A 15,925-nucleotide genomic window follows, 5' to 3' on the forward strand; every position below is an offset into this window, starting at 1 on the left:
CCTTCTCCTCTCGGAGGGGTGCGGGGAGAGCATCAGTCGCCTGCCTGTCCCCAGCACGCCTTGAGCCCCTGGGTGGGGGTCTGGCTCTTGATTCCCGGGACGGGATGGCCCGTCACGAGGTTGGTGCCGGTGTCCAGGAAGTTCTTGCCCGAACTGGCCTTGGGTGGCGCGCCGCCCCTGGCCAGCTTGGCGATCGAGCTCACGCCGAGACCAGCCATCTTTCCGGGGTACTGGGTCGCGTCGGCGGCGAACATCCCGCTCTTGACGTTGCCCATGCCCTCGCAGGACCCGTCGATGGTGACGATGAACGCCTGGCCGGTCTTCTTGGCGGCTCGCATCGCGGCGTAAGCTCCCCGCCCTGCTGGCTCGTTGATCGTGTAGACCACGTTGATGTTCGGGTTCTTGGAAAGACACTGCTCCATCGCGGTGCGGCCGCCGTCCACCGCCCCCTGGGTGGCCTGGTGGCAGGCGATCACATACTGTCCGCCCTTACCGGCGGTGTAGTGGCCCTGTTTCGCTTCCTTGGCGTTCAGTCCCTTGCTCCCCGGGTCGATGCCCATTCCCTCCAGGAACCCGTGGTCGCGCTCGATATCCACCGACACCACCTGGTCGTCGTAGAGGTCGAGCATCGCGACGACGGCCTTGCCGCCCTTGAGCCGGGCCCCCGTGTACCGGCCGATGAGTCGTCCGGCCTCCTCGTTGTCGGTGGCGAAGGTGATGTCGGCGGTGTTCACGGGGTTGAGCGGGGTGTCCAGAGCGATGACGAACAGGCCGTTGTCCTTGGCCTGCCGCAGAGCTGCATTGACCGCGTCGCCGTTGCTCGTGATCAGGATTCCCTTGTCACCACGCGCAATTGCGGTATCGATGGCGTTGATTTGTGTCTGTGTGTCACCGTCGGCCGTACCTGCGGCGACGGAGAGGTGGACCTTCGCCTCGTGGGCCTGCTCGTCGGCCGACTGCTTCATCGACACGAAGTAGGGGTTGGTCTGGGTCTTGAGGATCAGGGACAGACCGACCTGGTTGGGGTCTGAAGCGGCGCAGGCCGCCAGCGCACACATCACCGTCGTCGAGAGCGACAGGAGGATGGCGCGCTTCCACCACGTTGGTCCGTGGTGCTGGGCTGTGCGCACGCGCGCCCCCAATGGGTTGGACTGGGACCTACGACTCCCGAGTGCTTTGTAGTCCTGTGCAGGGCCGCCGTCAAGGGATGCGTCCCAAGGCGTGGGCGGATAGCGTCGGCGAATGGCTGTGGTCCACCATGACGTGGTGCGGGTCTTCGTCGACGACCGGGGCCGGCACGGCAACGCGCTGGCGATCGTGGACGGGCTCCTGGTCAATGCCGCTGACCGCCAGGCGGTGGCCGCCGCACTCGGGTTCAGTGAAACCGTCTTCGTCGACGATGTCGAGCGTGGCCGGGTGCAGATCTTCACGCCGGCGGTCGAGCTGCCCTTCGCCGGCCACCCGACCGTAGGCGTCGCTTGGTGGCTCGCGCAGGAAGGGCACGACGTGGGCCGGCTCGAGGTTCCCGCGGGGGAGGTGCTGGTCGAACGTGACGGCGCAGTCACCCGCGTGCGGGCCAGACCGGAGTGGACGCCGGCGTTCATCTGGCACGAGATGGGGTCGGAGGTCGAGGTGGAGGCTGCGGACCCGTCCGAGTACACCACCGGTCAGCACTACCTGTGGGCGTGGACCGACCGGGAACGGGGAGCCCTCCGTTCACGGATGTTCGCTCCCGCCATGGGGATCGTCGAGGACGAGGCGACCGGGGCGGCCGCGATCGCATTGACCGCACGACAGGGACGTGCCCTCGACATCACCCAAGGACGCGGTTCGCGGATCGCCACGACGTCGCAGGCCGACGGTTGGGCAACGGTGGGTGGGCGCGTTCTGCTCGAGGGGCACCGAACCATCGAGAGGTGAGGTGGCGCCGCGCTGAGCGAGGAGTCGCCCCAGTGCTCCTGCACACCGGTGCCTCAAGAGCGCCGCCGAGCCGGCCGATGGGTCTGTGGGCACCGACGACGATCGATGTGCAGCATCCGCCAGTTCGTCGGCCGTCCCACCACCTGCCTCGCCAAACGATGGTCGGCACCGCCCCGGCAGTTCCGGCTCGCCCTTTCCGAAAGGCCCTTCGTGCCCACCACCCGCTCGCGTCGCCTGTCGCGGCTCGGTCTCGCAAGTCTGCTCGCAACGACCCTGGCGGCTGGGCCGGGAAGCGTCGCTGCCCACGCGAATGGACAACTGCCCGCCCCACAACCGGGAGCCCAGATCACGGGTCGTTCCTCGGACGGAACCTTCGCCGTGGCCGGACACGGCTTCGGCCACGGCGTCGGGATGTCGCAGTACGGCGCGAACGGCGCCGCGCGCTCCGGACTGTCCTACCGGCAGATCCTCGCGTTCTACTACCCGGGGACCCTGCTGACCTCGCTGTCCTCACCGACGATCCGGGTCGGGATCACCAGCGACACCGATGGCATCGTCGAGGTGGCTGCGGCGCCAGGCCTCACGGCCAGCAGCGACGGTGTCGTCCGGCGCCTCCCCACCACCCCGGACCGGTGGCGTGTGCGTGTGGTCGTCGGTGGCTGCGTCCTCGAGGCCCGGACCGCAGGAAACTGGAGCAAGTTCCCCCTTCGCCAGGGTGAGCAGAACACCCCGTGTCCGGTCATGTTCACCGCGACCGGTCACCTGGTGCGATTGGTGCTCCCCGGCGGGGTCACCCGCGCCTACCGTGGCTCGATCACCGCGCAGCAGGTCAGCTCGGGGAAGGTCGTCACCGTGAACCGGGTCAACCTCGAGAGCTACCTGCGCTCGGTCGTGCCGGCGGAGTCACCGGCCTACTTCCACCTCGAGGCGTTGCGTGCCCAGGCGGTGGCCGCGCGCACCTACGCGAAGCGGTTCATCCGGGCAGGAGGTTCCTACGACATCTGCGACTCGACCGCCTGCCAGGTGTACAAGGGCGTCGGTGTCGTGAACTCCCGCGGGTCCATCAACGCCGCCGAGCAGCCGGCCACGGATGCGGCGGTCACAGACACCGCTGGGCAGGTACTGACGTATGCCTTTGCCGCCGGGCGTGCCCCGCAACTCGCGACCACGATGTTCTCGGCGTCCAACGGCGGGCAGGCCGTCGCAGGCGGAGCTGGACACGGCTACCTGACCGCTCACCCCGATCCCTACGACCGGATCGACAATCCGTGGTCGTCGTGGACGCGAACGGTCCGGGCCACCTCCCTGGAGAAGGCCTACGGCATCAATCGCGTCGCGCGGATCCAGGTCCTGTCGCGGGACGGCCGTGGCGACTGGGGCGGCCGACCGACGTCGATCCGGGTGGAAGGGTTCACCAGCGACGGCCGATACCGGGCGACCGACACCACGGGCAGGTCGCTCGGCGCGGTGACCGGCCTGCCCAGCGACTACTTCACCTTCGAGGAAACCGCCACGGTGGACCCGGCCACTCTGTACCGTCGCTACGGCGGCACGACACTCCAGGCCGGAGCCCGAGGCATCGCGGTCAAGGCGGTCCAGGTCCTCCTGACGGAGGCCGGACACGACGCCGGCCCAGCCGACGGTGTCTGGGGAGGTCGCACGTCGGCGGCGCTGCGGGCCTTCCAGGTCCAGAAGAAGCTGCCGCTCGACACCGACGTGACCCGCAACGACTGGCGTGCGCTGTCGGGGCTGAGCTACACGCAGGCCAGGCCGGCGTCCAAAACCGCGCCGAAGACCCTGTACCAGCGGTATCGGACCACGGTCCTCAGGACCGGCTCGCGGGGAACAGCCGTCAGGGCGCTGCAGTCCGAGCTCAACCGTCGTGGTCTCAAGGTCGGTCGTGTCGACGGGGTGTTCGGGGTCAAGACGCGGGGCGGTGTGGTCCGCTTGCAGAGGGCTAGGCACCTGACGGCGACTGGTGTCGTGCGCGCAAGCACGTGGAAGGCGCTGTCGCGCTGACTGCCGTTGACCGCTCGCTGCGGCGTCGCTACCGGCGGTAGTCCTCGTGCCCGCTCCACGTGTCGGAGCCCTGCCGCCCGTCCCGGTGCTGGTCCTCGGGGAACTCGCCGCGGTAGCCGAGACGCGCGCGGGACCGTGGCCGTGAGAGGTAGTCCGATGGCGCTCCCGCGTAGCCGTGGTCGGTGGGACGAAGCTGCCCGGCGGCGAAGCCGAGGACCAGGGTGGCGAGTCCGCCGGCGAAGATCAACCCGAACATGAGGATGAGTGGGCCCCCGCTGGCCCTCAACGTCTCTGCCGCCACCTGTGACCACAGCGAGTCCCACTGCGGCAGCACCCAGGCCGGTATGACGATCCACGCCAGGACCGCGACGCCCCCGACCGCGATGCCCCAGCGGCCCACACGCCGCAGGAGCCGGTCACGCCGCGGCCCGAGCAGCAGTGCGCAGGCGGCGAGCAGGATCGCCGCGGCGGCTGCCACCCGCTGCGTGAGCAGCGCCGCGGAGCGCGCTCCGTCCAGCTTGGCGTTCACCGAGGACGGGACGAAGGCCGCGAAGGGCCCGAGGACCGCGTCGTTGTGCTCTGACCCCGGCGTGGCCCCGCCAGCGCGTGCTCGGGCGAGCTGGTCGACACCTCCGGCGTTCTCGAGCTGGCTCCGAGCCCGGTCGGCAGCCTGCGGATTCACCTGGTCGATCCCGTCGAGGAGGGCACCGGCTGCGGCGTCCCGCTGGCTCGGCGTGTTGGCCGCGGCGAGTCGCTCGAGCGCTCCCGAGGTGCGGGGGTCCGTGACCACCCGGCGCGACGCGGACTCGACGGTGGCGCGCTGGCTCTCCGGTGCAGCGGCGGCCAGCCGATCGGTGAGCTCGCGGGTGAGGGCGTCGCGTCCCTGCGGCGACTGCAGGATGGTGCCGGCCACGTGGGTGACCCGGTCGGGGTTCAACACCGTCGTGCTGCCCACCCACGCCGTCAGCGCCACGACGCCGGCGAGCAGCGCCAGCGACATCAGCAGCCCGGACACTCGCGAACGAAACATCGGTGGCTACTCCCTCGATCGTCGACGGGCTGGGCGCCCCTGCCTCCAGAGTGCAACATCGACGCGTCAGATCCGAAACCGACACGAACCCGTGCCTGCGTCGAGCCGCGCTGGCGAAAGTGGCCCAAAGGGGAGGTCTCTGCCTGAACCGACCATGTTTGCCAGCGCGGCCCGACAGCCGCTGCCGAGGAAGCGCGAACGAACGGACAGGCGAGTCCTGCGTGGGGCAGGTCGGGCTTGAACCGACGACCGGCGGATTATGAGGTCTACGTCACGCTTGATGACGCTTGACGGAGATTTGTGGATTCTGTGCAATCACAGGGGATTTCCTAGTGTGGGTGCATGTGGGTTGGTGGGGGCGTTGTGTACTCGCTGTGTACTGGACGTGGTACGGCAGCACCCCCGACTCATGGCTGAGGATCGGGGGTGCTGCGCTCGGCGCTGGCAGGTCTGGGGGCGAAAGGTAGGCCCTCGCTGCCATCGGTCCCTCGAGGTGCACTGGGGCCTCGTGGGGTGGCGTTGACGCCGGTCTAGGTGACTCGAGCGGCCACGACGGTCCGGGCGACCTGCCAGGCGTCGAGGGGCACGTCGAGCACGGTGAACTTCTGGCCCACGAGGGCGGGGTCGAACGGTGCGACGGTGACCTCGATGGTCCAGCCGTTCACGACGTTGGTGTCGGCCGGCATCGTCACGTCATACCGGCTGACGGTGTATGACGCGCCACCGGCCTCCACGACCCTGCTCTGGTCCTGCGGCCGGACGAGGATGGGTCCCTCGTAGTGGGTCGCGTAGACGGGCACCTCGTCGAACGGGGGCACGTCGGAGGTCTCCGTGCCGGTCTGCTCCAGGACCTTGCCGGTCTCGGTGAGCCGGGTGGCGAGTCGTGAGCGCAGCAGCGCCAGGTTGGGGCGCATCAGAGCGCCCGCTTGCGGTAGCGGTTGAGCACGAACGTCTCGGCCAGTGTCCAGCCGTTGAAGACGCCGGGGCGCACGGAGTAGGTGCCGATCGCCTCGGCCACGGTGCCGCTCGGGTTGGGCACGAGGCGGGCTGTGGCGGTGGTGATGACGGCGCACAGGTCCTCGGTGGCGGTGGTGCCGTTGAAGCCGTTCCCGCGGGTGTAGCTGCGGGCCAGGGCGGTCACGATGGGGACGTGCTCGCCGGCCAGGGCCACGACGGTGGTGTCTTCGGGCTGACCGAGGAAGGCGGCCACGTCCTGACCTGAGGGGAGCGGGTCGTATGTCTGGGCCATGCGAGTCCTCCTGCGGTGTTCCCCCGTGCCGCCTGCAGCTCAGCGACGGCACGGGGGAAGTCTGCGGGTCCGGTCAGGGAGCCACGGCGGTCAGGACGACGACGCCCTCGGGGTGCAGCAGTCCGAGGTCGTAGCGGGTGACCACGCGGATGGCCTGCTGGTCGAACTCGGCGTAGCGCTCGGACAGGACCGTGACCGAGGGGGCCAGGTCGCGCACGACGGCCACCTGAGACATGTCCGCGAGGACCGCGGTGCCGGTGGGCAGCTTGTTGGTGACCGTGACCGGGACACCGAACAACTGGTAGCGGGCCGCGCCGGTCACGTCGGGCTGGACCATGTACTCGCCGGTGCCGGACGCCTTGACCTTCCTCAGGGTGGTGAAGTCGGCCGAGGAGACGAACAGCCGGTTGGGCTCCACCTCGTTGGCGGCGGCGGTGCCGAGCGCGTCCAGGATGCTGTCCGGGCTGGTGGCGTCGAGGACGCCGGTGGAAACGCCGGTCTGCTTGGTGATCCCGGTGATGCTCTTGGTCGTGCCGGTGCCGGTCAGGAGCGCGCTGTCCAGGGCGGCGGCCACGTCATGCACGAGGCGGGCCTTGAGTACGGCGTCCAGGCCAACGGTGGACTGTCGCAGGGCCTCGTTGCTGAACTTGGTGATCGCCTTGATGCTCTTCCGGTCAGACGGCATGAGCATGATCTCGCCGAACGCCACGTCGCCCTCGGGGATCTCGGCGTTCTCGGCGACGAACCCGGCCGTGATGCCGGCGGTGATCTTGGGGATGCGCAGCGGCTCCGAGCTGTCGAAGATGCGCGGGCCGGCGGCGAGGACCACGGACGCGGCCTCGAGCGGCTGGACGAGCAGCGAGGAGACCTGCTCTTGGATGAGGGATGCGGTGCTGGTGGTGTCGGCAACCATTGCCGGGGCTCCAATCGTGAGTCATGAGTGCTTGATTCACGAGAGCCACCGGGACACCCGAAGGGGCAGGCGCCGGGCCTGCCCCTTGAGCATATACCCCTAGGGGGTGTCAGTCGAACGTGATCTCTTCAGAGAGCTTGCGCAGTCGATCCGACTCCTCGGCGCGCTCTCTCTTCGACTCGCGCGCACGCTCTTCGTGCTCCTCCTGCATGGCGCGGCCACGTTCCTCGGCCTGCTGGACCACTCTGGATAACTCACCTGTCTTGTCCCGGATCTCCTCAAGAGTGGTGTTGGAAATCTCGAGGGTGGATCCATAGACGCGCATCCTCTTGCCGACCTGTTCAAATGCCTTCTTCTCGTACGGCGTTACCGATCGGGACAGTTGGAGATGGACGGTGTACTTGCCTTCATCGCCGCTCCAGTTCCGGGATGGCGCCTTCTCTAGATCCGGCGGGATGGCCTTGACGATCCTCAGTTCCGCGGTGGGATCCTCCGGGGTTTCGATCCGTCCGGGGTGTCTCTCTGGCATGTCGTCTCCCTCTCTCAGCTCGCTCGTGACCGGAGGATGCCGGCCAGGTCGACCGTAGCCGAGCGTCCGCTCACGCCTTGTCCAACGTCGCCGGTGACGCGCCGGGCTGCCAGGTGGGGCTTGCGGGTGAGCAGGTCGTCCACGGCTGCCGTGACGGCCTCGGCGTCTAGCGGGTCGGCCTGCTCGGGCATGGGCAGGTCGGTGGGGTCTGCGAGGCGGCCGGTGGCGCTCACGCGGGAGGTCCAGAGCGCGGCGGCGAGATCGTCTGCGCGCTGGGCGCGCTCGCGGTATCCGGCGTTCTCCTTGCGCAGCTTCTCGACGTAGGACCGGGGGAAGGTCTCGGGCTCCTCCTCTTCGGGCTGCTCCTCGGGCTGCTGCGTGCCCTCTGGGGCCTCCGGGGGCTCCTCCCGCGTCTCCTCGGTCGTTTCGTCGGTCTCCGGGGCCTCCACGGGCTCGGTGACGGTCTCCTCGGTGGTGGTCGGGTCGGTCATGCGCTTGTCCTTTCTCGGTGCCGGTCGGCGGCTTGCCTCGCGGTCTGGTAGTTGCTGGTCGTGGTCACGGTGGGGATCGGGTGACAGACGCACCCGGTGTGCCGGGGCATCGCGTGGTCGGCTCGCCAGACGCGGCCGTCGCGCCACCACCACCGGCAGAGCTGGCAGGCCCCGGACTCCAGTCCGCGGGTCCAGCCCTCAATGCGGGGGTGGGCGGCCATGCCGTCGTTGAACGCGCCGGTGGCGGCCTGTATGGGTTCGTTGGACGCGAGGCGGTGCAGCCTCATGGTCGTGTCGTCGTCGGCGTCCACGATGGTCCGCAGGGCCTTGGACAGCCGGGGTCGGTCGTCGGTTGCGGCCGGGATCGCGACGGGCTCGGGGGTGCCGGTGGCGGCTTCCAGGTAGCCGCGGAGGGCGAGCAGGGCGAGGGCTCGGCCCTGCGCGTTGCCGGTGGCGATGAAGCCAGCCGTGAGGTCGAGGAAGTCGCCCTGGTCGAGCAGTCCTTCCCGCCAGGACGCGAGGACGGCCGCGGTGGTCTTCGCGGTGCCCTCGGACAGCTTGCGCAGGTGGTCCTCGTACGTCATGAGAGGAGCCTGCTCAGGTCGGTGCCGGCCACGTCCAGGGCCTCGCTGCGGCGGGCGGTGCGGATCTCGGTGATCTCCTGCTCGGAGTACCCGAGCCGGGCCAGGGCGGTGGAGGCGGGCAGCAGGCCGGCGCTGAACAGCTTCACCACGGCGTCGGCCTCCTGCGCCACGGAGCGGGTCGAGGGGTCGGCCCACGCGATGCGCGGATGCACGGCCTCGGGGGCGAGGCCGTCACGGACGGCCACCATCAGCTTGGCGACCTCCTCCCACGCCCTGCCGAACGATGCTTGCCGGGCCTCGGCGCGGGCGGTGAGTGCGGCCTCGCTGACCCGGATGGCGTCCGCGGACTGCGGGTTGTCCCCGCCGATGCCGAGCAGGTGCTCGGGCAGGCCGGACACGGCCGATATCTGGCGCATGACTACGCCGATCGCGTTCTCGTAGCCGGACAGGTCCGAGCCGGGCAGCTGTCCGAACTTGGCCTCGGGGTTCTCGGACACCATCGCCCGCGAGCCTTCGGGGATCGGGTTCACGCTCTCGGTCTCGCCGGTGGGGTTGCCGTCCGCGTCGAGCACGTCCTCCTCCTCGAGCTCCACGCCGGTGGCGAACCGGCGCGGGCGGGCGGTGTACTCGCTGGACACGAGCATGTCGGTCGTCAGCTTCACCACGGCGTCGGTCAGGTCGAGCACGTCGGCCATCTCGGAGCGGCCGTCCTCCAGCAGCCGGGTCCGGTTGGCGAACCTCACGACCGGGACGACACCGAGGGGGTTGTCCAGGGTCTCGATGACGCGGAAGCCGGCCGTGGTCGCGCCGGTGGAGTTGGCCCGTAGCCGGGTGATCTGGTCGGCCTCGAACAGGACGGCCTCGGTGGTCGTCTTCGTCTCCCAGCGCTTGAGCGCTGCCACGGTGCGGCGGGTGCCGGGGTCGGTGGCGACGGTGACCTGACGGGCGGACTCGACGCTCACGTTGGGGCGGCCCTCGGCGGCCCAGACGATCGCGTATGCCGAACCGAGGCACAGGGCCTCGCGGTGCAGGATGTGGGAGGTCTGGTCCAGGTCGTTGGCGAGCCAGTCGGTCCACAGGTCGATGCCGGTGAACCCGGTCACCCGCAGGCGTTCCGCGACGGACTCCACGAGCAGCCGGGGCACGTTGACCGACACGGCGGTGAGGCGGTCCCCGAGGGCCTTCCTCGCGTCGGGGGACAGGTAGGTGAGCGGCTGGGTGCCGTCGAAGTAGCGGTCGAGCCGTGCGAACCGGGCGGCCGGCTCATCGAGCTTCTGCAGCAGGGTGGTCAGTAGCGGGTTGTCGGGCATGGTGCCTCCTCAGGCAGCGAACGAACGGGTCTTCTTGCGGGACTTGCGGGTTGCGCGCCAGGTGGCGCGGGAGTGGGCCATCACGAGGCAGGCGGCAAGGTCGATCTTGCGGGCGATGCGGGAGCGGGAGGACTTGTCCAGGCGGATGCCGCGAGCGTCCTCGCGGACCACCGCGGCGGCCACGTGCGCGGCCAGGGTGGGCTCCCCGGAGTGCGTCATCCGCCCGTTGACGGCAGCGGAGTAGAGGTCTCCGGTGGCGGCGGTCAGGCGGCTGGGGGAGTGCGGGAACTCCACGATCGGCAGGCCCTCGGCCTCCAGGGCTTGCAGGGTGCGGGTCCAGCGGAACGGGTCGGCGATGATCTCCACGACGTGCCAGCGGCGGCAGGCGTCGCGGATGGTCTGCTCGACCTCGGCCACCGGCACCCGCTCGCCGTCAACGGGTGCCCAGACCTGCAGCGTGTCGAAGTGCGGCTCGGTGCCCACCGTGGCGAGCAGTAGCGCGGTCGTGTCGTCGCTGAAGCTGCCATCCAGGGCGAGCACCACGTCTGCACCGTCCGGGATCGGCTCGCCGGTGGACAGGCCCTCCCAGACGCCGGGCGGCAGGAACCCTCCGGTGGTGTCGGTGACGAACTGGCACAACCGGGCTCGCCGGAAGGTGGCCTCGCGGGTCTTCGGCGGCAGCAGGGCGGTCATCGCGTCCCGGTGCAGGAAGTCGTCCAGTGCAGGGTTGGCCAGGCTCCAGCAGTGCTCGCACTCCACCGGGTGATCGGTGAAGCCGTCCGCGCTGAACTCCCGCCAGACGAACGATGCGTCGTCGGGGTGGCTGGCGGCATACGCTCGCATGTCGGCCAGGACGCCGGTGTGAGGGTCCGGGCCGGGTGTGCCGATGCCGAGCAGGGTGGAGGTCTCCCGCTTGCCCTGCGCGAGCGCCACGACCTCGTACACGTCGGGGGAGATCACGCCGATCTCGTCCAGGATGGCGAGCGTCGGGTCCAGTCCCTCGAGCCGCTTGGGCTCGGCCGGCAGGGCTTGGAACGTCGCCCCGCGCTCGGGGATGTAGAGCTGGCCCTTGAAGACCTGACAGCGGCTCGATAGGTCTTCGGACAGCTCCACCATGCGGGCGGCCGTCTTGAAGACGATCCCGGCCTGCCTCTCGTCGGTCGCTGCCACGACGACGGACGCGCCTTCCTCACCGAGGAACAGGTCGAACAGACCGAGCGCGGCCACGAGCGTGGACTTGCCCTGACCTCTCGGCATCATCCAGCCGGCGCTACGCGGACGCGGCTGCGCATCGAAGACCGACGCCACGAGCTCGACCTGCCACGGACGGAGGCGCATCGCCTTGCGGGCTCCGGTGCCCTTCGGCGTCACCACGAACCGGGTACAGAACTTCTCGAACCGCTCCGAGGGCACCGTCGTCCGCGGCCTGAACGGCAGCGGAGAGGGATCAACGGCCGCCTTGGGACCCGCTCTCATGGCATGCTCCGGGGATGCTCGCATTGCTCTCCGCCGTCGCACTTCTGGCCGGGTCGACGATCCAAGCTCTGGTTGCTCTCCGGGGACTCCTGCGCAAACACGCTGCAGAAGACAGCACCGTTCGGGCCGGACATGACGAGCTCTTGCGTCAGGGGATCGAGGACGTGCGCGCTCTTCCCGATGACAAGCGGGACCTCGCGACGGCCGCCAGGGCTTTCGAACCCGCCAACCGCTACGTCGCGGACGACGAGCCGGGGTGGAGGGCCAGGCGACGGCAAACGTGGGCGCACTTCATCGGCTGGGCGCTCGTGTGGGTCGCCGCATTGCTCGCCGTGATCGCGGCGTGTCGCGGACTGTAACGGTGTCTGTGCCTTCTCCAGTGGTCTTGCTGGCCCCCGAGGGGGAGCACCGGCCCTGGTGTCAAGGCGGCGCGCCGATGGTCCGCGTGCGGGTCCGCGGGCTTGGTTGCAGGGCGCGCACACGACCTCGGCGTCGATGCCGAGCCGTATGGTCTTCCCTGCTGCCTTGCGGGTCCACGCCGATGGCAGGTGGTCCAGCGTCAGGTTCTCCGTGGTGCCGCAGTCGGTGCACCACGGCTGCAGCTTCCGGGCTCGCCGGGACAGCCGCGTCCAGGCGTTGCCGTAGCCGCGCTGCGCTGCGGTGAGCTGGTTCTCCGGTGGCTTGCACTCCGGGCAGCGGGTCGAGCTGGTCGGCTCGCCACACTCGATGCACGGCCTACGCATCGTCGGCTCCGAGGACTCGCGGGTCGAGCAGGCTCTCGACGGCCGGCATGTGCGGGCAGTCGGGGAACTGGTCCTCGTCGCAGTCGCAGGTCCAGCCCTCACCCGGCTGCCAGCGCACGAGCTGGTCGTCCACGGTGGCGAGGACGACGCCGGGCGACTTGGCCCGGACACTGAGGACGCGGCGGAACTTGATGTTCATGAGGCTTCCCTTCGCGGGAGCGGCTGTGAGGGCGGCTGGGTGACAGAGTCAGAACAGAGGGGCGTGAGCGTGGAACCGCTCACTGAGTGAGCGGTTCGGGCTGCGAAGCGCTCATCTGGTGTTGATGAATGGGGGTCGAATCCCTCACTGAGTGAGCGCTTCGCGTAACGCGCTCGGGCGTGTCTCTTGGCGAGCGGACAGGGCTTGGGCCTCTTGAGCAGGTCGCCTCGGCGGATGCTGTGTGCCGGCACGATGAGGCATCCCCAGTAGGAACCTTCCTCGAGCCAGCCGTACTCGACGGCATCTGAGATTGCGCGGCCAACGTTGCTGTAGGGCTGGACCTCGCCCGTGTCGGGGTCGACGGTGGCGAGGATGAGCGCGAGCTGCCCTCGCTTGAATGTGGCGTGTCCGTTCTCGCCGTGGACGCCGTAGCCTGCGGCGGCAACTCGGAGCCAGTAGGGGAGTCGGCGGTCACCCGAGCGGGCCTGCCAGTCGTCCTGATAGTGACGTGCCCACGGCCTGCTCATCGGTCACCACCGATCATGCGCACCTGGTGGCCCTCGGCCTCAGCCAGCGCGAGCACGTCCGCCAGCCGCTCTCTGCGGAGTGCCCATCCGCGGGTCCGGTTGTTGTGCATCGCGGGCACCTTGTGGCGGATGAGGAAGTCCCGCAGTGGTCCACGTAGCGTCACGTAGCGCACGCTGCCCTCGTCGGCAATGGTGATCTTCACGCGGCATCGCCCCGCTCCCTCTGAGCGGCACACGCGGCTCGGAACCGAGCGACGGCATCCCGTTGTGCCTGCTGCGCTCTGGCGACCTGCGCGGGCCACGGGTCGAGGATCGCCATACCGTGCACGACCTCAGCAGCTCGGCGCTGCAGGTCGCCCATCTCCTGCTCGGCCAGCTCGAAGCCACGGTCGACGCCAGCAGTGAAGCCACTGAGGTATCCGTCGAGAAAGTCGCGGCTCAGCCGGTCCAGGGCGCTCACCGAGCGGCGTCCTCGATCGCCCGCACCATCGCCTGCTTGCGCTCGATCCACGCGGCCCGGACTGCGGCCGGAGGGGCGGGCGCGGGTCGGTTCCGCAGAAGGTCGGTGAGGTCGGTAGGTTCGATGCCGAGACGAGCTGCCATGTGAGTCTCGACGGTGCCCTCGTCGCGTTGCCGCGCGGCGGGGGCACGCTCATGTCGTATGCCGGTCATCAGGCTGACGCCTTGTCGTCGGCCGCGGCGTACGCCTCTTCGATCCAGGCGTCTACGTCGTCGGCGTCGGCCACGACTCGGCCGGCGAGCCGGAAGGTCTTGGGGCCTCCCTTGCCAGTGGCGCGGTAGTAGCGGAGGGTGTTCAGCGCGACGCCGGTGCGTTCGCTGACCTGCTCGAGAGTGATGATGCGACGGGCCATCGCTCCTCCTCAACATCAATGCGGTGACGGTCACCTACAAACCATTGTGCCCATAGGTGGCCCTGATTCGCAACCAACGTGTGGACGCACACCTACATATCGTTGTATCGTGCTCCTCATGGACGTTCAACAGGACTCAAGGGAAGCGGTCTTCGCGGGCTCGGTGAATCGGCTGCGCGAGCGCAAGGGCTGGACACAGACCGACCTTGCGCGGGAGATGAAGGAGCGCGGGTTCCCGTTCCACCAACAGACGATTCAGCGCATCGAGGATGGCAAGCGTCCCGTCCGGCTCGATGAGGCGTACGCGCTCGCCGAACTACTCGACTCCGAGATCGACTCTATGTCGAGGTCAATGGAGGGGTGGCGCAGGACAGAGGCGCGAGGACTGCTGTGGGGCGTGCTCAGCCTCACCAGCGGTGCTTGGAGGGCCACCGGCGAGATGTTCGATAACTCGCACCAGATGGCGTCTCACGTCAGTTCTCTGCTGGACAACGGAGAACGGTCGGACCGAGCCCTTGCCGGCCTTGCATTGCTGACCGAGCTGGTGCGCGTCGACGACGCGCTACCGGACACGACCAGAACTCTCGTGGGTCCCTTCGCAGACGCCGTCTTCATCGGGGACAGGGTCCTCCCGGAGGTTACGCTCACACCCGACGAGCGGTTCGTCCGGGCAGTCGTCGGGAAGCATCGAGTCCCCGCCCGCTTCAAGGCGATGTCCGTAGCCGACCTGGTCGAGATCTACTCGCCCGGCTTCTGGGAATCGAGGGCGGACTGATGGCAACCATCGAGAAGCGTCTCGTCGGCGGGTCGGACCGCTGGCTCGTGCGCTACCGGGACCCGAACGGCAAGCAGAAGGCGAAGACGTTCAGGTCGGAGGACGACGCGGTCGTCTACATGGCTGAGATCATCACGGACATTCGGCGCGGCGACTACCGGGACCCCCGCGCCGGCAACACGACGGTGGGGGAGTGGGCACGAAAGTGGCTCGATGCACAGGGCCACCTGAAGGCGTCGACGCGCGCCAGGTATGAGGGCCTGCTCAGGGTGCAGATCCTTCCACGGTGGGGCGGCGTGCGGCTGTCCAACGTGGACTTCCTCGAGGTCCAGGGCTGGGTGTCCGACCTCGGGAAGACGTTGTCAGCCTCCAGCGTCAGGCAGGCGTACCGGGTGTTCTCGCTGCTCATGGAGACGGCGGTTCGGAGCGACAAGATCGGCAAGAACCCGGCGGCCGGGGTGAAGCTGCCGAAGGCGGCCTCGTCGGAGAAGCGGTTCCTCACCCTCGAGCAGGTCGAGGCGCTGGCCGATGCGGCGGGGGAGTGGCGCACCGTCATCTTGACGCTGTCGTTCTGCGGGTTGCGGTGGGGTGAGTTGGCGGCGCTGAGGGTGAAGCGGGTCGACACGATGCGGCGGCGGATCACGGTTGCGGAGTCGGTGACCGAGGTCGCCGGGGTGCTGGAGTGGGGCACGCCGAAGAGCCACCAGCGCCGATCGGTCCCTATCCCGAGGTCGCTCGTCGATGAGCTGGAGGAGTGGAAGGCCGGCAAGGACCCGGAGGACCTCGTCTTCACCACGAGGCTGGGCGCGGTGCTGCGGAACATGAACTTCAGGCGCGACGTGTTCGACGCGGCGGCGACCGCGGCCGGACTGGAGGGCCTGACGCCTCACGAGCTGCGGCACACGGCGGCCAGCCTCGCGGTGTCCCAGGGTGCCAATGTGAAGGCCGTCCAGAGGATGCTGGGACACCAGAGCGCGGCCATGACGTTGGACGTGTACTCGGGCCTCTTCGAGGACGACCTCGACGGGGTCGCGGACCGCATGGACGAGGCCCGTGTGTACAAAGTGGGTACTGACGCCGATGTGGTGAAGATCCGGCACACGGGAGCGTGAGCCGGATTCCCTCACAGTGCAAGGGAATCCGGCTGGTGGGGCAGGTCGGGCTTGAACCGACGACCGGCGGATTATGAGTCCGCTGCTCTAACCGACTGAGCTACTGCCCCGTGAGGCGTCGACAGAGGGGACCTGCGAGCCACCGGGCAACGATAGAACATCTCGGCCCTCGCACT

At 69.0% G+C, this 15,925-nt stretch carries 20 protein-coding genes and 1 tRNA gene; 5 read left to right on the forward strand and 16 right to left on the reverse strand.

Features of this window, described 5'->3' with window-relative positions:
• Positions 1 to 32: 32 nt before the first annotated feature.
• Complete coding sequence (locus FCN22_RS07365; RefSeq protein ID WP_202911459.1) at positions 33 to 1,130, reverse strand: substrate-binding domain-containing protein; 1,098 nt, start codon at positions 1,128 to 1,130, stop codon at positions 33 to 35.
• Positions 1,131 to 1,242: 112 nt separating this feature from the next.
• Between FCN22_RS07365 and FCN22_RS07370 the strand changes: the two genes are divergently transcribed.
• Entirely contained in the window at positions 1,243 to 1,920 is a 678-nt protein-coding gene (locus FCN22_RS07370; protein ID WP_137120909.1) for a PhzF family phenazine biosynthesis protein, read from the forward strand.
• A 378-nt stretch (positions 1,921 to 2,298) separates the two neighbouring features.
• Positions 2,299 to 3,939, forward strand: a complete 1,641-nt coding sequence (locus FCN22_RS07375) for a peptidoglycan-binding domain-containing protein (protein ID WP_137120910.1) — start codon at positions 2,299 to 2,301, stop codon at positions 3,937 to 3,939.
• 28 nt (positions 3,940 to 3,967) lie between these two features.
• Here the strand turns inward: FCN22_RS07375 and FCN22_RS07380 are convergent, their stop codons facing one another.
• The 9 genes from FCN22_RS07380 to FCN22_RS07420 form a co-directional block, all read right to left on the reverse strand.
• Positions 3,968 to 4,969, reverse strand: coding sequence for a hypothetical protein (locus FCN22_RS07380; protein WP_137120911.1), 1,002 nt, complete (start codon positions 4,967 to 4,969; stop codon positions 3,968 to 3,970).
• A 530-nt stretch (positions 4,970 to 5,499) separates the two neighbouring features.
• Complete coding sequence (locus FCN22_RS07385; protein ID WP_137120912.1) at positions 5,500 to 5,883, reverse strand: DUF6093 family protein; 384 nt, start codon at positions 5,881 to 5,883, stop codon at positions 5,500 to 5,502.
• A complete protein-coding gene (locus FCN22_RS07390; RefSeq protein ID WP_137120913.1) occupies positions 5,883 to 6,218 on the reverse strand; it encodes a hypothetical protein in 336 nt (111 codons plus the stop codon). The genes FCN22_RS07385 and FCN22_RS07390 overlap by 1 nt, the downstream gene beginning before the upstream one ends.
• A 73-nt stretch (positions 6,219 to 6,291) precedes the next feature.
• Entirely contained in the window at positions 6,292 to 7,131 is an 840-nt protein-coding gene (locus FCN22_RS07395; RefSeq protein ID WP_137120914.1) for a phage major capsid protein, read from the reverse strand.
• A 109-nt stretch (positions 7,132 to 7,240) separates the two neighbouring features.
• On the reverse strand, positions 7,241 to 7,660 hold the full coding sequence (locus FCN22_RS07400; protein WP_137120915.1) for a hypothetical protein: 420 nt from the start codon (positions 7,658 to 7,660) through the stop codon (positions 7,241 to 7,243).
• 14 nt (positions 7,661 to 7,674) lie between these two features.
• Positions 7,675 to 8,151, reverse strand: a complete 477-nt coding sequence (locus tag FCN22_RS07405; protein WP_137120916.1) for a hypothetical protein — start codon at positions 8,149 to 8,151, stop codon at positions 7,675 to 7,677.
• The gene (locus FCN22_RS07410) at positions 8,148 to 8,735 is read right to left on the reverse strand and encodes a hypothetical protein (protein ID WP_137120917.1); all 588 of its coding nucleotides are present in this window, start codon (positions 8,733 to 8,735) and stop codon (positions 8,148 to 8,150) included. Before FCN22_RS07410 ends, FCN22_RS07405 begins: the two co-directional genes overlap by 4 nt.
• Positions 8,732 to 10,045 carry a phage portal protein gene (locus tag FCN22_RS07415; RefSeq protein ID WP_137120918.1) on the reverse strand — a complete coding sequence of 438 codons (1,314 nt, stop codon included), beginning with the start codon at positions 10,043 to 10,045 and terminating at the stop codon, positions 8,732 to 8,734. The genes FCN22_RS07410 and FCN22_RS07415 overlap by 4 nt, the downstream gene beginning before the upstream one ends.
• Positions 10,046 to 10,054: 9 nt before the next feature.
• Positions 10,055 to 11,521 carry a terminase large subunit domain-containing protein gene (locus FCN22_RS07420; protein ID WP_137120919.1) on the reverse strand — a complete coding sequence of 489 codons (1,467 nt, stop codon included), beginning with the start codon at positions 11,519 to 11,521 and terminating at the stop codon, positions 10,055 to 10,057.
• 14 nt (positions 11,522 to 11,535) lie between these two features.
• Between FCN22_RS07420 and FCN22_RS07425 the strand changes: the two genes are divergently transcribed.
• A complete protein-coding gene (locus tag FCN22_RS07425; protein WP_137120920.1) occupies positions 11,536 to 11,880 on the forward strand; it encodes a hypothetical protein in 345 nt (114 codons plus the stop codon).
• 376 nt (positions 11,881 to 12,256) lie between these two features.
• Here FCN22_RS07425 and FCN22_RS07430 read toward each other — a convergent pair whose 3' ends face one another.
• The 5 genes from FCN22_RS07430 to FCN22_RS07450 all read right to left on the reverse strand — a co-directional run bounded on the left by FCN22_RS07430 (position 12,257) and on the right by FCN22_RS07450 (position 13,862).
• The gene (locus FCN22_RS07430) at positions 12,257 to 12,463 is read right to left on the reverse strand and encodes a hypothetical protein (protein ID WP_137120921.1); all 207 of its coding nucleotides are present in this window, start codon (positions 12,461 to 12,463) and stop codon (positions 12,257 to 12,259) included.
• Between the two features lie 523 nt (positions 12,464 to 12,986).
• Positions 12,987 to 13,193, reverse strand: a complete 207-nt coding sequence (locus FCN22_RS07435) for a hypothetical protein (RefSeq protein ID WP_137120922.1) — start codon at positions 13,191 to 13,193, stop codon at positions 12,987 to 12,989.
• Complete coding sequence (locus FCN22_RS07440; protein ID WP_137120923.1) at positions 13,190 to 13,450, reverse strand: hypothetical protein; 261 nt, start codon at positions 13,448 to 13,450, stop codon at positions 13,190 to 13,192. The genes FCN22_RS07435 and FCN22_RS07440 overlap by 4 nt, the downstream gene beginning before the upstream one ends.
• Positions 13,447 to 13,662 carry a hypothetical protein gene (locus tag FCN22_RS07445; protein ID WP_137120924.1) on the reverse strand — a complete coding sequence of 72 codons (216 nt, stop codon included), beginning with the start codon at positions 13,660 to 13,662 and terminating at the stop codon, positions 13,447 to 13,449. Before FCN22_RS07445 ends, FCN22_RS07440 begins: the two co-directional genes overlap by 4 nt.
• Positions 13,662 to 13,862: a DNA-binding protein gene (locus tag FCN22_RS07450; protein ID WP_137120925.1), complete on the reverse strand. Its 201-nt coding sequence runs from the start codon at positions 13,860 to 13,862 to the stop codon at positions 13,662 to 13,664. The genes FCN22_RS07445 and FCN22_RS07450 overlap by 1 nt, the downstream gene beginning before the upstream one ends.
• A 118-nt stretch (positions 13,863 to 13,980) precedes the next feature.
• On the opposite strand from FCN22_RS07450, the gene FCN22_RS07455 reads away from it, so the two are divergent.
• Positions 13,981 to 14,637: a helix-turn-helix transcriptional regulator gene (locus FCN22_RS07455; protein WP_238384592.1), complete on the forward strand. Its 657-nt coding sequence runs from the start codon at positions 13,981 to 13,983 to the stop codon at positions 14,635 to 14,637.
• Positions 14,637 to 15,749, forward strand: coding sequence for a tyrosine-type recombinase/integrase (locus FCN22_RS07460; protein ID WP_137120927.1), 1,113 nt, complete (start codon positions 14,637 to 14,639; stop codon positions 15,747 to 15,749). Before FCN22_RS07455 ends, FCN22_RS07460 begins: the two co-directional genes overlap by 1 nt.
• A gap of 33 nt (positions 15,750 to 15,782) precedes the next feature.
• Here FCN22_RS07460 and FCN22_RS07465 read toward each other — a convergent pair.
• Positions 15,783 to 15,859, reverse strand: a tRNA-Ile gene (locus FCN22_RS07465).
• Positions 15,860 to 15,925: the final 66 nt, after the last annotated feature.

This window comes from Segeticoccus rhizosphaerae (assembly GCF_005222685.1).
Taxonomy (GTDB): domain Bacteria; phylum Actinomycetota; class Actinomycetes; order Actinomycetales; family Dermatophilaceae; genus Segeticoccus; species Segeticoccus rhizosphaerae.

Excerpts from the sequence above, each read along its gene's own strand:
- FCN22_RS07400 (WP_137120915.1), bottom strand. The coding sequence starts at position 7,660 with ATGCCAGAGAGACACCCCGGACGGATCGAAACCCCGGAGGATCCCACC.
- FCN22_RS07385 (WP_137120912.1), bottom strand. The coding sequence starts at position 5,883 with ATGCGCCCCAACCTGGCGCTGCTGCGCTCACGACTCGCCACCCGGCTC.
- FCN22_RS07410 (WP_137120917.1), bottom strand. The coding sequence starts at position 8,735 with ATGACGTACGAGGACCACCTGCGCAAGCTGTCCGAGGGCACCGCGAAG.
- FCN22_RS07380 (WP_137120911.1), bottom strand. The coding sequence starts at position 4,969 with ATGTTTCGTTCGCGAGTGTCCGGGCTGCTGATGTCGCTGGCGCTGCTC.
- FCN22_RS07450 (WP_137120925.1), bottom strand. The coding sequence starts at position 13,862 with ATGGCCCGTCGCATCATCACTCTCGAGCAGGTCAGCGAACGCACCGGC.
- FCN22_RS07455 (WP_238384592.1), top strand. The coding sequence starts at position 13,981 with ATGGACGTTCAACAGGACTCAAGGGAAGCGGTCTTCGCGGGCTCGGTG.
- FCN22_RS07460 (WP_137120927.1), top strand. The coding sequence starts at position 14,637 with ATGGCAACCATCGAGAAGCGTCTCGTCGGCGGGTCGGACCGCTGGCTC.
- FCN22_RS07430 (WP_137120921.1), bottom strand. The coding sequence starts at position 12,463 with ATGAACATCAAGTTCCGCCGCGTCCTCAGTGTCCGGGCCAAGTCGCCC.
- FCN22_RS07445 (WP_137120924.1), bottom strand. The coding sequence starts at position 13,662 with ATGACCGGCATACGACATGAGCGTGCCCCCGCCGCGCGGCAACGCGAC.
- FCN22_RS07395 (WP_137120914.1), bottom strand. The coding sequence starts at position 7,131 with ATGGTTGCCGACACCACCAGCACCGCATCCCTCATCCAAGAGCAGGTC.
- FCN22_RS07370 (WP_137120909.1), top strand. The coding sequence starts at position 1,243 with ATGGCTGTGGTCCACCATGACGTGGTGCGGGTCTTCGTCGACGACCGG.
- FCN22_RS07405 (WP_137120916.1), bottom strand. The coding sequence starts at position 8,151 with ATGACCGACCCGACCACCACCGAGGAGACCGTCACCGAGCCCGTGGAG.
- FCN22_RS07415 (WP_137120918.1), bottom strand. The coding sequence starts at position 10,045 with ATGCCCGACAACCCGCTACTGACCACCCTGCTGCAGAAGCTCGATGAG.
- FCN22_RS07420 (WP_137120919.1), bottom strand. The coding sequence starts at position 11,521 with ATGAGAGCGGGTCCCAAGGCGGCCGTTGATCCCTCTCCGCTGCCGTTC.
- FCN22_RS07425 (WP_137120920.1), top strand. The coding sequence starts at position 11,536 with ATGCTCGCATTGCTCTCCGCCGTCGCACTTCTGGCCGGGTCGACGATC.
- FCN22_RS07390 (WP_137120913.1), bottom strand. The coding sequence starts at position 6,218 with ATGGCCCAGACATACGACCCGCTCCCCTCAGGTCAGGACGTGGCCGCC.